The organism is Pseudemcibacter sp., assembly GCF_965661635.1.
Lineage (GTDB): Bacteria > Pseudomonadota > Alphaproteobacteria > Sphingomonadales > Emcibacteraceae > Pseudemcibacter.
In genome coordinates, this window is record NZ_CBFIEP010000184.1 from 1 (window position 1) to 15343 (window position 15343).

Annotated in this window: 14 protein-coding genes; 5 read left to right on the top strand and 9 right to left on the bottom strand. The window is 42.5% G+C overall.

The annotated features are described in order from the left end of the window. From ACTF6W_RS11950 to ACTF6W_RS11975, 6 genes are all read right to left on the bottom strand, one after another. Positions 1-704: Na+/H+ antiporter NhaC family protein (locus tag ACTF6W_RS11950; protein ID WP_438994777.1), on the bottom strand; the 704-nt coding region annotated here is incomplete at its 3' end. Positions 705-763: 59 nt separating this feature from the next. Continuing rightward, positions 764-2230 (bottom strand): Na+/H+ antiporter NhaC family protein, encoded by a 1467-nt coding sequence (locus tag ACTF6W_RS11955; protein ID WP_438994778.1) that lies wholly within the window; start codon positions 2228-2230, stop codon positions 764-766. 131 nt (positions 2231-2361) lie between these two features. Further along, positions 2362-2703, bottom strand: coding sequence for a hypothetical protein (locus tag ACTF6W_RS11960; protein ID WP_438994779.1), 342 nt, complete (start codon positions 2701-2703; stop codon positions 2362-2364). Between the two features lie 146 nt (positions 2704-2849). Continuing rightward, positions 2850-5978, bottom strand: a complete 3129-nt coding sequence (locus ACTF6W_RS11965; protein ID WP_438994780.1) for a WD40/YVTN/BNR-like repeat-containing protein — start codon at positions 5976-5978, stop codon at positions 2850-2852. Between the two features lie 122 nt (positions 5979-6100). Further along, positions 6101-6832 (bottom strand): hypothetical protein, encoded by a 732-nt coding sequence (locus tag ACTF6W_RS11970; RefSeq protein ID WP_438994781.1) that lies wholly within the window; start codon positions 6830-6832, stop codon positions 6101-6103. A gap of 30 nt (positions 6833-6862) precedes the next feature. Continuing rightward, complete coding sequence (locus tag ACTF6W_RS11975) at positions 6863-8107, bottom strand: threonine/serine ThrE exporter family protein (protein ID WP_438994782.1); 1245 nt, start codon at positions 8105-8107, stop codon at positions 6863-6865. 193 nt (positions 8108-8300) lie between these two features. Between ACTF6W_RS11975 and ACTF6W_RS11980 the strand changes: the two genes are divergently transcribed. The 4 genes from ACTF6W_RS11980 to ACTF6W_RS11995 all read left to right on the top strand — a co-directional run bounded on the left by ACTF6W_RS11980 (position 8301) and on the right by ACTF6W_RS11995 (position 12527). Then, positions 8301-9590, top strand: a complete 1290-nt coding sequence (locus ACTF6W_RS11980; protein WP_438994783.1) for a Y-family DNA polymerase — start codon at positions 8301-8303, stop codon at positions 9588-9590. A gap of 65 nt (positions 9591-9655) precedes the next feature. After that, positions 9656-10672 (top strand): quinolinate synthase NadA, encoded by a 1017-nt coding sequence (gene nadA / locus ACTF6W_RS11985; protein WP_438994784.1) that lies wholly within the window; start codon positions 9656-9658, stop codon positions 10670-10672. Further along, entirely contained in the window at positions 10672-11517 is an 846-nt protein-coding gene (nadC, locus tag ACTF6W_RS11990) for a carboxylating nicotinate-nucleotide diphosphorylase (RefSeq protein ID WP_438994785.1), read from the top strand. Before nadA ends, nadC begins: the two co-directional genes overlap by 1 nt. A gap of 107 nt (positions 11518-11624) precedes the next feature. Continuing rightward, positions 11625-12527, top strand: a complete 903-nt coding sequence (locus tag ACTF6W_RS11995; RefSeq protein ID WP_438994786.1) for a DMT family transporter — start codon at positions 11625-11627, stop codon at positions 12525-12527. On the opposite strand, the gene ACTF6W_RS12000 is transcribed toward ACTF6W_RS11995, so the two are convergent. The 3 genes from ACTF6W_RS12000 to ACTF6W_RS12010 form a co-directional block, all read right to left on the bottom strand. Further along, positions 12524-13084, bottom strand: a complete 561-nt coding sequence (locus ACTF6W_RS12000; protein WP_438994787.1) for a class I SAM-dependent DNA methyltransferase — start codon at positions 13082-13084, stop codon at positions 12524-12526. The genes ACTF6W_RS11995 and ACTF6W_RS12000 overlap by 4 nt on opposite strands. Before the next feature lie 15 nt (positions 13085-13099). Continuing rightward, on the bottom strand, positions 13100-13453 hold the full coding sequence (locus ACTF6W_RS12005; protein WP_438994788.1) for an ArsC family reductase: 354 nt from the start codon (positions 13451-13453) through the stop codon (positions 13100-13102). Between the two features lie 68 nt (positions 13454-13521). After that, entirely contained in the window at positions 13522-14799 is a 1278-nt protein-coding gene (locus ACTF6W_RS12010; RefSeq protein WP_438994789.1) for a serine hydrolase domain-containing protein, read from the bottom strand. A gap of 173 nt (positions 14800-14972) precedes the next feature. Here ACTF6W_RS12010 and ACTF6W_RS12015 point away from each other — a divergent pair. Further along, a partial coding sequence (locus ACTF6W_RS12015) for a VOC family protein (protein ID WP_438994790.1) occupies positions 14973-15343 on the top strand: 371 nt, incomplete at its 3' end.

Consider the following 15343-nt stretch of genomic DNA (forward strand, 5'->3'; position numbering starts at 1 on the left):
CCATCGCGCAATGCTTGGTTATATCTATCTTGCGCCGCAGCCATGGGGCCAAAATCTCTTCCTGTACTTAAAATCATTGGGATCGAAAGAAGCGCAAGAAACGCATAAAATTGGTATGGCCAAATGCTTAAAAGCACTTGAAAACTATCTTCGTTTATACCGACATCAGCATAAGCATTTTCAATCAGACCCATGATATAAACACCCCAGCCAACAAAGGGGATCAATATACATATTGGCGATGCTGTCGTATCGATAATAAAGGCAAGCTTTTCACGGCAAATTTTAAGTTCACGAAATACAGGTTTAAAAAGTGGCCCGACAATTAATGCGTTGCCACTATCAGAGAAAAAGACGCTTAAACCTGTTGCCCATGCAGCCATTTGCGCCTTTGCAGGGTTACCAATAAATTTGACCATCACTGTTGCAAAAGCGCGCGCGCCGCCTGATTTATCAAGCATATAAATAAAGCCGCCGATAGATAACGTCACCACAAGCACTTGATTGTTCGATGAAACCGAAAGCTGCGGGAAAGCGTGCGTTTCCACAAATTCAGCGATCGCAAGAAATGGATTATAATTTGATAAAACCAATGCCCCACTAAAAGCACCCAGAGTAAGGGAGAAAATGATATTTCTTGTATAAACGGCTAACACAATGCTTAGTGCTGGTGGCAAAATCGATAAAATACCATAATCTTCCATAAAATTTCCCTATATATTTTTCTTATACGTTAGATGATGTAACTTCGAATTACAAATCCCTATTCCCCAAAGCGGTTCATCACAAATCGAATAGCAAAATATTGCAGTACCAACATCACTAATATGACATAAGGCGTTTGATAAATAGCAAGCAATATAAAGGCAGATATTGTCATAATGCCCGTTAATAATGCATAGGGGAATTGCGTGGTTACATGATTAATATGCGGGCAGTCGGCACCCATTGAAGCAAGAACCGTTGTATCAGAAATGGGGGATGTATGGTCACCAAAAAGCCCACCACTTAATATTGCTGCAATCGTCAAGACCAGATCAGCACCAAGTATATGCGCTACCGGTAAAGTCGTCGCCATTAAAATAGCAAAAGTTCCAAATGAAGATCCCGTCGCAAAAGACATCATCGCACCTAAGAAAAATACGACAATTGGGAAAAACGCAGGATTTAAACTATCCCCTATTAATGTCGCCAAATATGGTCCCGTTTCAAGTTCACGACAAATGGAGCTTAAAGCCCAAGCAAGTGCCAATATTGCACCGACTTGCATTAAATTTCCCATCCCTTTAAAGAAGCTGTTCATCGCTTCATTATATGATTTTCCTTGAAATTTCTTCATCACATATGCGCATCCCATTGATGCAAAAATATAAGATAAACAAAGCCCCGCATTGACATGAATACTTTTAACGCCTTCGGTTAAAGCATAATACCCAAGCACGCCGCCAAGAACAGCGATCATGATGGCAAAAGGAAGAATTACGACGATTAGCTTGGGATCATCTTCCGTTTTGATCTCTTCAATTTCCGTTCGGATTTCTTCTTCATATTTTTTTTGCGCTGCACGCATAGGGCCAAAATCTTTACCGGTACTAATGACCATTGGCACTGCAAACAATGCTAAGAATGCATAAAATTGATATGGCCAAACATTCAGTAAAACCGTAAAGGCGTCTTCTTCTATTCCCATTGTCGCATATGAATTTTCAATCAGCGACATGATATATACACCCCAGCTTGCAACCGGGATTAGGATCACGACGGGTGCAGCAGTGGTATCAATAATATAAGCTAACTTTTCACGGCAAATCTTTAGTTCACGAAAAACAGGGCGAAAAAGCGGCCCAACAATAAGAGAGTTGGCCGTATCACTAAAAAAGACACTAATCCCTGAAGCCCATGTGGCCAGTTGCCCTTTTCGCGGGCTAGAGACATATCGAACAATAGCCGCAGAAAAAGCGCGTGCGCCACCACTTTCTTCAAGCATTCTTACAAATCCACCAATGATAAGAGTGATCATGATGACTTGAGAATTACTAGGACTTGCTACCTGAACAAAAATATGGTCCCTCATTAAACTGACGGGGGCAAAAAACGGATTAAAACCACCCAATATAAGCGTGCCACTTAACCCACCAATTGCTAAGGAAACAATCACATTTCGTGTGTAAACCGCTAAAAATATACTTAATGCAGGCGGAATAACCGACAGTATCCCATAGCTTTCCATTGTTCCTCTCCCATTTTCCTTCTAGCGTAAAGATTGAAGGGATGAGGTCAAGAAAGAAATAATTTGATTATTTTGAATATCCATAAAAAAAGGCGCCCTCAAGGACGCCTTGATAAAAAACTGATGACAATTTATTCCAACTCATCATTTTCAACGGCGGATGTCCATGAGGTTTGTGCCACACAATCAAGCTCTTCAATCGCATTAACCGTTTCACGGGCCTTGTTTTCGCTTTCATTAAGCAGCGTTGTTAATCGTTCTTCGGCAAAGTTAATATTTTCATGAACAGGGGAAGGAACAGGCTCAGGGTTTTCACCAACGAGTTCGTTATCAGCATCAGAAATATTTTTAAGGTGCACGTCTTCAAAATACGGTTCTTTTCGTATTTCTTTACGCACTAAATCGTGTACTGTTTCGCCTTCTGCCTTATCAGGTTTTGATAAAAACTCTTTTATCTTATCAAATGCTATCATGTTCAAATCCCCAAAGATTATTTAAATTAAGACAATAACAGTAGCGAAAAACCTTAAAAAACTTCTTACGATTTATGGTTAACAAAAAGTAACCATAAAAAAAGAGCGCCAGAAAAGCGCTCTTTTTAATTCATTATTCGATTAACTTATTCACTTGCAAGGATAATTTTATCTCTATTCTTAAAATAAGCATAATTAAACGCAGCGACCGGGCCACTTAAAATCGCTTCATATTCAGGCTTAAGCGCCATCCAGCGATCATTTATATGTGAAAAACGGTCACGCATACGTTGGTTCATTGGGGGAACAATATTATCAACAATGCGGTATATATCCTGCATATCCGCAAATACCATATCCGGCCAGTTAAGCGTATCTTGGAAATAAGTCCGGTCAACGGAAACAACCTTCGCTTCCCATGCATCAACCGCATCAACGATATCCTGAGCGAGCTTTTTAAGCTCTTCACTATTGGCATCATCTTTCGATTGAGTTTCAGCTTGATTGCGAGCGTCACGGGCCGTTTTAATGCTATCGGTAATATCACGAAGGGACGCATCAATCTGATCCGTCAGATCATATTTTTCCATGAGCTGCGCGTTTGTTACTTCAATACGCGGATCATACTGAACCGTTAATGGCTGTTCCATCACTTCACCATCAAAACTTAAACGAACCGTATAATCACCAGGGCGCTGTTTCGCACCACCCGTGATATTATCACCACCGCCGGATAAAACATACAGATCTTTAATTTCCGAATAATTTTCACCGCGGTAATCCCACATTGCTTTGTTAAGTCCTTTATTCGCCGGAAGCTTATAAGCACTTTCCGAACCACCGCCGTCACGATTTTTCGCATCTGATTCAAGTGTGCGAACAACATTGCCGCTACCATCCAGAATTTCCATTTTTAATGGCTTTTCTGAAAGGTCATATTCATCACCAAGTGTGTAATAAATAACCGCTTGCATTGTCATATTTCCGACACGCGCATCATAGGCCATCGCTGGCGCATAAAGATAGGCCGCATCTTCATCGCGTTCTTCTGCCTCTTGACGAAGCGGGCTAATATCATCCAGCACCCAGAAAGCACGTCCCTGTGTTGAAATCGCAAGATCGGAACCATTCACCTGAATATCGGTAACCGGAACTGTTGGCAGGTTTTGTTGATAGGCTTGCCAACTATCACCACCATCAACAGAAATATACATACCTGTTTCCGTCCCCGCATAAAGAAGGCCTGGACGAACGGGATCTTCACGAACGACACGGACAAATGAACCGTCCGGAATACCGTCCGCAATCATTTTCCAACTGCGGCCATTATTGGTGGTTTTATAAATATACGGCTTATGATCATCATATTTATAGCGCGGTGTCGTGATATAAATCGTATTTGGATCATGCGGTGAAATTTCAATTGAATTCACCATTCCGTCTTTGTTGCCTGATGGGGTTACGTCTTCCCATGTGGCGCCGCCGTCTTCGGTTTTGGATAGCATGCCGTCATCGGAACCCGCCCAAATTACATTAGCATCATATGGACTTTCCGTCACCGCAAGCAGCGCATTATAACTATCCGTTACTTCACGTGTAATCGTATCTGGATGAGTTTGCTGATATTCAGTTTGATTTTTGGTGAGGTCAGGACTGATGTCCGTCCATGTAACACCACGGTCATCGGATTTATGGATCACATTACTAGCGTGATAAATCACTTCCGGATTATGCGCGGATACAAGTACCGGCGCATTCCATTTCCAGCGATAACGACGTTCATTGGGGTTAACACCAAACCCGAGTTCACGGTATGGCTCCACATTACGGCGTATACCCGTGTCACTATCATATTCATTAAGCTGTCCAAGGTAACATCCACCATACATATAACGCGGGTCATCCTTATTCATGGCCACATGGGCATTTTCACAGCCCGCCACCGCGATATAGGCATCTTCGCCCATATCACCTGATACACCCTTACTGGCGATACCAACTGATGAATTATCCTGTTGCCCACTAAACATACGGAATGGGAAACTGTTATCTGTATTCACCCTGTAAAATTGCGCCGTTGGTTGGTTATGAATGGATGACCATGTTTTACCACCGTCAAATGTCACCGTTGCACCACCATCATTACCGTTGATCATATTCAAACTGTTGCTTGGGTTAATCCAGTGACTATGATGATCACCATGCGGTGTCGTAATACGGTCAAAGGTTTTACCGCCGTCTGTTGATCGGTACATTGGTGCGTTTAATGTATAAATTGTATCCGCATCATTGGGATCCGCATAAATATGCATATAATACCATGAACGGGAAATCAGCTGACGATTACTGGTCACCTGTGACCAGTTTTCACCGCCATCGGTTGATTTATAAAGGCCACTTTTTTCACCGGTTTTTTCATCATCGCCCGCTTCCACAAGCGCATAAAGAAGCCCTTCTTGTGCGCCTGATGGTGCGATACCGATTTTACCGAGGTAATCCGGCAGACCATTATTAATGGCTTGCCATGTTTCACCACCATCCATGGATTTATGAATGCCACTGCCCGGGCCACCACTGCGCATACCCCATGGATTGCGATTTTGATCCCACATGGACGCATAAATAATCCGCGGGTTATTGGGATCGGCTTTCATATCCACACCGCCCGATGTTTCATTGGTAAATAGTTTTCTTTCCCAATTTTCACCGCCATCGGTTGTTTTATAAATGCCGCGCATTTCGGTCGGCTCCCATGGACTGCCTTGCACGGATACAAGGATCGTGTCCGGATCATTCGGCATCACAATCACTTCTGAAATCTGACGCGCTTCTTTAAGGCCGATATGTTTCCAATTTTTACCTGCATCCGTGGATAAATAAACACCATCACCATAACTTGATGCCACATGGCGATATGGACTTTCGCCCATGCCGACAACGACCACATTAGGATCGGTTTTGGACACGGTTACGGAACCAACCGACGCCGTCCCGAACGTGCCATCATCAACGGGTTCCCACGTATGGCCCGCATTTGTGGTTTTAAATATACCACCGGTTGAGCCCATATAATATGTTTGACTATCGCCCACAACGCCTGTCACCGTGGTCACACGACCACCGCGATATGGCCCGACAAGACGATATTCCATTGCTTTTAAATTATCTTCGTTGATGACCCCGTCAACCGCACTCGCCGGAGACGTCATAAGCCCCACCCCGACAATTCCAGTCATACAATATGTCAATAAATTGGATTTAAGCTTAAAACCCATAGGTTCCTCCCGTTTTTTTGTGATTCTGATTCTTATGCGATGAGCTTAATCGGTGATTAGAAGGTTGGCAATGAATTTGAAAATGAATCTATTTCAATTGCCTCATTAGTTCCCAAATAATCTTACAATTTTCCCGTAATTTTCATCAAAAATGGATGACTTTTACACAGCTGTAGAAAAGCATACTGTTTAGCTTCCCTTTTTTCATCTAAATCTTTTTCAGAAGAATGTTTAAATTTATGATGACCAACTTCGCGGTAAAAAGATGATTCAATATTAAACATAAACAGCCAAGCGAAAGGATTAATAAAAGAAATTGATGTATCCCAACCAATTATTATTTTACATAAGATTGGCGTATAATCTGCATAGCCGTAATTTCGAGGGACGATATAAAGTTTACTTAAATTATCAAGGTCTTTTTTTGATATTATAGATAGCCATTTTTCTAATTTACGAATGACAAAGGAATAATTTTTAATTTCATTAGAAATGAATATTTCAACATTACACTTTTCAAAAAGATAAAAATTGTCATTTGTAAAATTAGTGATTGCTGAGATGCGCCTATTCACCTCAAGACTTGCACCCACATCATTTATTTTTTGACCAATTTTTTTTGAATACTCTTCGTCAATATCATGTATAAGATTTAATATGCCAGTAAGAAAAAATAATTGCTTACCATATTGAACACTCGTCCAATCTTTGTCTAAAATCAACTTTTCTAAATCTGGTAATATTGCAGTACCCTCTTCATAGAGGTTCCGATGCGCACGATATATTTGTTTATAATCACCCTGCATTAAACCAAGCGATAATAATTGAATATTATTTTTATACTTATTACTCACTTATATCCCCATTTTTAATCCAAGAACTTTTTACAACGTCACCTTCGGCCTAACAATCGTATTCGCAATCAACAATCCTGCGGAAATCACAAGCGCAACAATGAAGAGCTGCATGAATTGATTAAGTCCACGGCTGCTTTCTTCGGTGGCGGCAATAAGAAGCCCCTGAAAGCCGACGGAGCCACTCACCATCACGGTGATGGCGGGCACGAGAACAATCGAGGTCGGACGATTTGTTTTACGCGCCCAAAGGTTCGCAAATATATTTGCGACTATCGCACCGATCAGAGTACCCAAATATTGAATTTCAAATGTATTACCAAACGTCACACCAATATAAGAAACCAAACAACAGAGCATCACCCACGGAAAATCACGCATTAGTGATTGATAAGCAATCCCAAGACCAATAAATAGCAGCGGTAAAAAGAGCCAAAGCCCGAGACTTTCACTTGCCACCGCAGGTACAGGGTTCCCCGAAAATAATAGTCCAATCGTCGCAAGTCCAAACCATGCACCAAAAAATTGCTTAAGAAGATAAATCACACCCGCGATCAGATTGGCACTGCCCGATACCACGTGATTACTGACAATCTCAACGATACCGGCGCTCACGGTAAAGCCCGGGATCATAATAATAATCGCCGCAATGATATTGACGAAAGTATTAATATCAGGCAACCATATCTTAAATAATGCCGCCAAAAAGCCAACAATATACGCACTGGTGAAGGGGAGTAATTCATACATCCGCCCACCATATTTTTCAGCAAAAAACACATTGATATAAACAATAAGCGCCAATACACCGGACACAAAAATATCCATAATATTACCGGACATAAGGCCGGAAAAACCGACACCAATGAATAGAAAGCTCACTGCCTTTGCCCCAACACCCCAAGGGTTCGGCAACCCTTCAATTTCATTCAAGATATCATACGCATCATCCAGTGATATACCGCCGTCGACCACGGCCTCGACCACTTCACCTACACGGGCGAGTTTGGCCATGTTAAAGCTGCCTTTTTCCACCATTTCCATATGAAGGATTTGATCCATTTTATCATCCTTCCAAAAAGAATAAATAATCTGGGATCGGGTGGAATGGAAATGGCCACCATAACCAAGCGCCTCTGTCACCTGATTAAGATAATTTTCCAGTCGAGCCGCGGACGGTCCATAGCCATGGGCAATGATGCCAAGCTTTATAATAAACCGTCTGGCAACACTGTATTTTACCGTTCTTTCGTCATTTAATGTCTGACCTTTCATGACAAAATCCTTCATCTGAATATGGTGACACGATATGCCATTTTGATCACAAATGAAAATAAAATAATTATGACGTTTTCTTTTATTCTCTTTTTATTTGTTCTTGTTTTGTTCTAAATATTTCGTTACCCTTTTAACGACTCACACGAGTCCTTCTTGAAATTGGGGCCTTATATGAAAGGGACAGAAGCTCATGTTGGAAATTCCAACCGGGCTGGGATGGTTGTATCTTGATTTGAACAGCTATTTTGCCAGCGTCGAACAACATATGAACCCCCGCCTTCGAGGGCGACCTGTTGCCGTGGTGCCGTCTGATACCGATGCCACCTGCGCCATTGCCGCCAGTTACGAGGCAAAGGCCATGGGCGTTAAAACCGGAACGATGGTTTATAAAGCACGGGAAATGTGTCCCGGGCTCGTTACCGTATCCGCTCGTCATGACAGATATGTTGAATATCACCATAAAATCATGGATCAGATCGGAAAATTCCTGCCGCTTACCAAAATTTGTTCCATTGATGAGGTCGCCTGCCGATTGATGGGCACTGAATGCCGCGAAGAAAACGCGCTTGAAATAGCCCATAATATCAAAAACGCCATCGCCAAAAATGTTGGTCCCTCTCTTGGGTCATCCATTGGTATCGGTCCGAACCGCTTCCTCGCCAAGGTCGCAAGCAATCTTCAAAAACCAAACGGGCTTAGCGTGCTTTATGCAACAGAAGTACCAGAACGTCTCGCTCATATTGAGCTTCCTGATCTACCCGGCATTGGACGCAATATGAATAAACGTCTGATGCGGGCGGGTGTCACTGACCTTCCCACCTTCTGGAATTTGGAACCAAAACACGTGAGGCGCATTTGGAACAGCGTGGAAGGAGAGCGTTTTTGGTACGCACTGCACGGCATTGAAACCACCTTAAACGAAGATCCCGTTCGCCGCACCGTCGGACATAGCCATGTGCTCGCCCCTGTCATGCGCCCTCGTCACAAGGCCCGCATTGTCGCACGCCGCCTCACCCTCAAAGCCGCAAGCCGCATGCGAAGGCTTGGGTATTTCGCCAAGCTTTATTCACTTTACGTGCGTTTCGATGTGCCGAAAAATAGTGGTGAACGTTATAAATGGCAGTCAGATATTAAAATTCCGCTGGCCGAGGATAGTTTTTCATTTTTACGCGCCCTTAATATGCTCTGGGAAAAAATGATTGAAGACAACACCCCACCGCGCATTCGTCAAATATCGGTCAGTTTTTATGGCTTGGTACCGGCCGATAAAATTATGCCTGATATGTTTAAGGAGTTGGATGATCCAATATCAAAAAAGCAACAAAGGCATGCCCGCCTTTCGGTCGCCATGGATGATATTAATGCCAAATACGGCCTTGATACCGTCGTACTTGGCACCCTGCCGGAAAGCATGTCACGCTTTAGCGGTACAAAAATCGCCTTTACCCGCATTCCGGAAAAGGCAGAATTTCATGAATAAACCTTGAAACCGCCCCCTCTAAGGCTTACATAGAAATCATAGATATTGATTAAAGGGTAATAGATATGACCATTCCTTTAACGGCAAATGAAACAATGCCGAAGGCCGAATTGCTCAGCGAAATTAATCGCTTGCGCAAAGAGAAAAACGCCGTAATTTTAGGCCATTACTATCAAGACCCTGAAATTCAGGATCTGGCGGACTTTGTCGGTGACAGTCTTGACCTATCCCGCAAGGCAGCCGCCACTGACGCAGACGTCATTGTCTTTTGCGGTGTTCGCTTCATGGCGGAAGTGGCAAAAATTCTAAGCCCTGAAAAAACGGTTGTGCTCCCTGATATGGACGCTGGTTGCTCGTTAGAAGATAGCTGTCCGCCTGATGATTTTGCGAAATTTCGCGCTGAGCATCCGGATCATATTTGTCTGACTTATATTAATTGCTCAGCGGCGGTGAAGGCCCATTCCGATATTATTGTTACATCATCCAATGCGGAATATATTTTAAGCCAAATCCCGAAAGACCAGAAAGTCATGATGGCGCCGGATCGTCATTTGGGTGCCTATCTTGCCAAAAAAACAGGACGCGACATGGTTTTATGGCCCGGCAGCTGTATCGTCCATGAGCGTTTTTCTGAAAAAGAATTGATCAAATTAAAAGCCGAAAACCCGGATGCCCCCGTGACCGCACATCCGGAATGCCCGGAACATATTTTGCAGCACGCTGACCACGTAGGATCAACATCATCCATCCTGAAATTCGTGCTTGATAATCCGGCAGAAAAGTTTTTGGTGGCAACAGAGCCCGGCATACTTCATCAAATGCAAAAAGATGCCCCACATAAAACCTTTATCGGTGCGCCAGGCGCAGATGGCAACTGCAATTGTAACCAATGCCCCTACATGGCGTTAAACACATTGGAAAAACTTTATCATTGCCTAAACACATTGGAACCGCAAATCCATGTGGATGAAGAAACAAAATTAAAGGCACTGGCACCACTTGATAAGATGCTTGAAATGTCGCCAGCACAAGCGCCAACGCCTCCTATTAATTCTGGGGCAAAATCAGGGCGTGCGTTTTAATGCCTTTGTTCAAGGAAGAACTAAGACCCTTTATCCGGTCAATGCTTGATGAAGATATCGGCCGTGGTGATATAACCACGCTCGCAACCATTCCTGCCGATGCAACCTTAAAAGCGGAAATGAATGCCCGCGAAACCATGGTCATTGCCGGCATTGATATTGCTGAAAAAATCATCCATACGGTTGACCCTGCGATCAAGGTTGAAATAATGGCACAAGACGGCATTGAAGTTACCGCAGGAAACGTCATCATGACGCTTGACGGTAACGCGCGAAATATTTTAACGGCAGAGAGATCAGCCCTTAACCTATTACAGCATTTATCCGGCATCGCAACGCTTACCAAAACCTATGTCAAAGAGATTGAGCATACACAATGTCGGCTGCTTGATACCCGAAAAACCATACCGACCTATCGCAAGCTTGCAAAGTATGCGTCAAAAATGGGCGGTGCGATGAACCACCGCATGCGACTTGATGACGGCATATTGATTAAAGATAATCATATCGCCAGTGTTGGGTCGGTGAAAGCCGCCGTAATCGCTGCAAAAAATTACGGCAGTGACGCGAGCACCATCGGTATAACCGTTGAATGCGACACTCTTGATCAAGCCCTCGACGCCGTTAACGCAGGCGCTGACCGTTTGCTTCTTGATAATATGACAAACGACATGTTAAGTGAGGCCGTTACCAAATATAAAGGTAAAGTCAAACTCGAAGCATCAGGCGGCGTAACGCTTGAAACCATCAAATCAATCGCCGAAACGGGCGTTGATTATATTTCCGTTGGACGCATTACACAATCGGCTCCCGCCGTTGATATTGGACTTGACTATAAAGTTTAACGTGGCATATTCGCATGCGTATTCAGTATCCAGTTTCAGTGAACTGGCCCGTCTTAACAGTAGACCGGAAGGACTTATCCTGAATATTTAAAGTGTGGAGAATAGTCATGACTCTCGCTCAATCAAATTTAGTTTTATTATTAACGGCTGCCATGTGGGGCAGTAGCTTTGTATTGCAAAAAATGGCCATGGATATCATGGAGCCATTTATTTATAACGCACTACGTTTTGCACTCGCGGCCATATGTTTAATGCCTATTCGGTATTTTAGACGTGGTAACATTAATGTAATTAAAAGCAATGATAAACGCCATATGCTGATCGGCTCTGTTGCGGCAGGAACCATTATGTTTTGCGCCGTTGGCTTTCAACAGATCGGCATTAAGGACACCACAGTTGCAAACACGGGCTTCATAACGGGGCTTTATATCGTTTTTGTCCCTATTATTGGTGTGTTACTTGGGCACAAATATAATGCGAAAATATGGCTGGCGATTTTAATTGCCTGCTCGGGGCTATATTTACTTTCCGGTATGGATGGCATTCATATGAAAAAGGGTGATTTATTCATTCTGATCAGTGCCTTTTTCTGGGGGTCGCATCTAATCGTGATTGATATGGTTTCCAATCGTCATCATCCCATTGCCTTTGCCATCAGACAATTTTTTATCTGTGCGGCTTTAAGTTTCATTGCGGCACTTGTTACCGGTGAAAGCTTAAAGGTTCCATCAATAGACGCCTGGATTCTCATAGGCGCTAGCGGCATTATCGCCATCGCGCTTGGTTATACACTGCAAATATATGGCCAAAAGGTCACACCACCATCGCAAGCGGCATTGATTTTTAGCACGGAAGCCGTATTTTCGGCACTTGCGGGAATTTATTTCCTCGGTGAGGTGTTAGGATCGACCGCCTTAATCGGTTGTGTTCTGATGCTTGGTGGATCGTTAATGGCGCAATTTTATCCGCCGCTTAACCACAGGGCCACGGAACAAAAATCGCTTCCTTAAAGGCTGACAATAACCATCACAACTTTCTTTTCTCCCTCGCTTTTCGTGAGGGAGAAGGGTTGCGATATTTTGACCGCTTTAAATCCGGCTTTATTATAAGCCGACTTTAATTGATCGGGCGAAAAACCAAAATCATCTTGTCCTGTATCAAGCCAATCCCACTGCACCAAAATTCCACCTGTTTTCAGCAATCCCTTAAGTAGGATTAATGTATCGACAAAATTCGGGACAAAGCCAAACACAGACGACGCTGTGATTAAATCAAATTGATTTGAGATATCGCCTTCTCTTAGTTCAAGCTGCAGCGCTTTTACATTCTTGATATTTTTATTTTTCAAAATGGAGATCATTTTTGCGGAACTATCAATAGCCGTAATGTGATTGGCTTTTGGGGCCATTTTTTCGGTTAAATTACCGGTACCACAACCGAAATCCAAAATTTTTAAACCCTCAAGATCAACTTTCGCCCTAAGCGTTTCATAAGTGTGATTGGCATAGATAATAACCCCTTCATTATCATTCCAGTCATCCGCATAATCGTCCCATTCATCACTCATAGTATAGTATCCGGATCAAAGTAACTTTTCTTCGAGTATGGCTTGATCGTTTTTCGAAAACCCAATGGCCAACTCATCTCCAAGATCAAAAATCGGCCTTTTTATCATCGCTTCATTTTCTACCATTAGTTTAATGGCCCCGGCCTCATCAATATTATCCTTAATATCATCAGGCAACTTCCGCCATGTGGTGCCCCGCTTATTTAAAACAAGCTCAAGCCCCAGCCTAGAGACAAAATTGGCCACCATATCTTCTGAAATGCCATCTTTACGGTAATCATGAAAATCATACTCAATGCTATTAGCATCCATCCATTTGACGGCTTTCTTCATGGTGTCACAATTTTTAATGCCATAAATTTTAATCATACTATTTCATTTACCTCATTGATATTATTCAGAGTTCATAATGACACGTATTGAATGTGTCGTTGCGATTAATCAACAATCGCCTGATAAACAAGCGCACGTAATTTATTTTGATCATCAAGACCGCCTGCGGGTATAAGTTGCGTTAAATACACGACCACCAAATTTTCTTTTGGGTCGATCCAATATACGGAATGATAGGCACCACCCCAACCATATGCATTTTGACTACCGGGTTTTCCATATTTGCCTAAATCGGTAATAATTTCAAAACCAAGCCCAAATCCTAATCCTGCACCATATGGAATATCACTAAGATGGTTTGTCGTCATCAGTTCAACCGATTTCCGACTTAATATGCGAACATCATTTAAGACACCACCGTTTAAAATCATTTGCAAAAATTTACCGTAATCCTCCGCGGTTGATGTAAGCCCTGCCCCGCCCGCGAAACTCTGACGTGGCCCGTCAATATAATGTCCTTGCCCTACATGGCTAACACCTTCAAGCATTCCGGGATTATCAGCAAGAGTAATTTTATCACCCTTTAATGAATATACGGTCGCAATTCGGTCTCTTTTTTCTTCGGGTACAAAGAAACTCGTATCGTTCATCGTTAATGGATCTAAGATATTATCTTTTAAAAATTGATCCAGTTGCTCACCAGAAACAATCTCTATCACTGCACCAAGAATATCGGTGTTATACCCATAAACAAATTTCTCACCTGGATGAGCCGCTTGCGGCAGATCTGCCATGCGGCGGACGGTTTCGCGAATTGGTTCACTGCGCTCAGCCGTATACCATCCATAAATACCGGAATCTAACCATGCTTGTTCGCCGGGACCGTTGCCATAACTAATGCCAGCCGTATGGGTTAATAAGTCACGAATGGTAATTGACCGCTTTGCCGGCACAACAGTGTAACCGCCATTTCCGTCGTCCTCCGCAACCGTTGTGTTCATATATTCCGGCAAATATTTTCCAACAGGATCATTGATCAGCAATTGGCCTCGTTCCTGTAAAATCATAATACCTACACTGGTAATGGCTTTTGATTGTGACGCAATTCTGAAAATATCACTTGGTTCCATATTATCATTTGCAGCAACATCACGCTGCCCAAGCGCTTTATGATAAACGGGTTCCCCATTTCTCGCGATATATATCACATTACCGGACAATTGATCTTGATCGATGTAATCCTGCATAACGGTATCTAGACGGATAAGTCGCTCAAGTGACATGCCTTGATTGGTTTGTGCAAAGCTTAAATTAACACTCGACAACAGCATGATAACTATCGCTGTAACATTAATCTTATAAATTAATCTTTTAAATGGCATGGTTCTTCCCTTTGTTTTTTCTGAGGATTACTGTGACCTATTTTGGATGGCCTAGCAAATGAAACTTAACTGAATTGCAATAACCAGCGAAATCTACAATATATGAGTTTACATATTGTTTATTACGTCACACATTAATGCTATAAACTTATGCAATAAATAAGGAAAAAACGATGTTAAATATAAAATTAGGCGGGGTTTTTGTCGAAGATCAGGCCAATGCTCATGATTTTTATACAAAAAATTTGGGATTAAAAGTAAAGAACGATATTCCGGTAGGTGAATATAGATGGCTATCGGTTGGAACGGATGATAATGAATTTGAATTAGTGCTTGAGCCAAATGTCAATCCGGCCGCAAAAACATATCAAAAAGCCATTTATGAACAGGGTATCCCTGCGACCATGCTTTTTACTGATGATATTGAAAAAGAATATCATTCACTTATTGAAAAGGGTGTAAAATTCAAATCAGAACCTACGGTTATGGGAAATGTAACAATCGCCGTATTTGATGATACTTGTGGAAATTACATTCAGATCTG

Bases quoted from the DNA above. Each gene is read 5' to 3' on its own strand.
- ACTF6W_RS11995 (WP_438994786.1), top strand. From the start codon at position 11,625: ATGACTCTCGCTCAATCAAATTTAGTTTTATTATTAACGGCTGCCATG.
- ACTF6W_RS11960 (WP_438994779.1), bottom strand. From the start codon at position 2,703: ATGATAGCATTTGATAAGATAAAAGAGTTTTTATCAAAACCTGATAAG.
- ACTF6W_RS12005 (WP_438994788.1), bottom strand. From the start codon at position 13,453: ATGATTAAAATTTATGGCATTAAAAATTGTGACACCATGAAGAAAGCC.
- ACTF6W_RS12000 (WP_438994787.1), bottom strand. From the start codon at position 13,084: ATGAGTGATGAATGGGACGATTATGCGGATGACTGGAATGATAATGAA.
- ACTF6W_RS11955 (WP_438994778.1), bottom strand. From the start codon at position 2,230: ATGGAAAGCTATGGGATACTGTCGGTTATTCCGCCTGCATTAAGTATA.
- nadC (WP_438994785.1), top strand. From the start codon at position 10,672: ATGCCTTTGTTCAAGGAAGAACTAAGACCCTTTATCCGGTCAATGCTT.
- ACTF6W_RS11965 (WP_438994780.1), bottom strand. From the start codon at position 5,978: ATGGGTTTTAAGCTTAAATCCAATTTATTGACATATTGTATGACTGGA.
- nadA (WP_438994784.1), top strand. From the start codon at position 9,656: ATGACCATTCCTTTAACGGCAAATGAAACAATGCCGAAGGCCGAATTG.
- ACTF6W_RS12010 (WP_438994789.1), bottom strand. From the start codon at position 14,799: ATGCCATTTAAAAGATTAATTTATAAGATTAATGTTACAGCGATAGTT.
- ACTF6W_RS11980 (WP_438994783.1), top strand. From the start codon at position 8,301: ATGTTGGAAATTCCAACCGGGCTGGGATGGTTGTATCTTGATTTGAAC.
- ACTF6W_RS11975 (WP_438994782.1), bottom strand. From the start codon at position 8,107: ATGAAAGGTCAGACATTAAATGACGAAAGAACGGTAAAATACAGTGTT.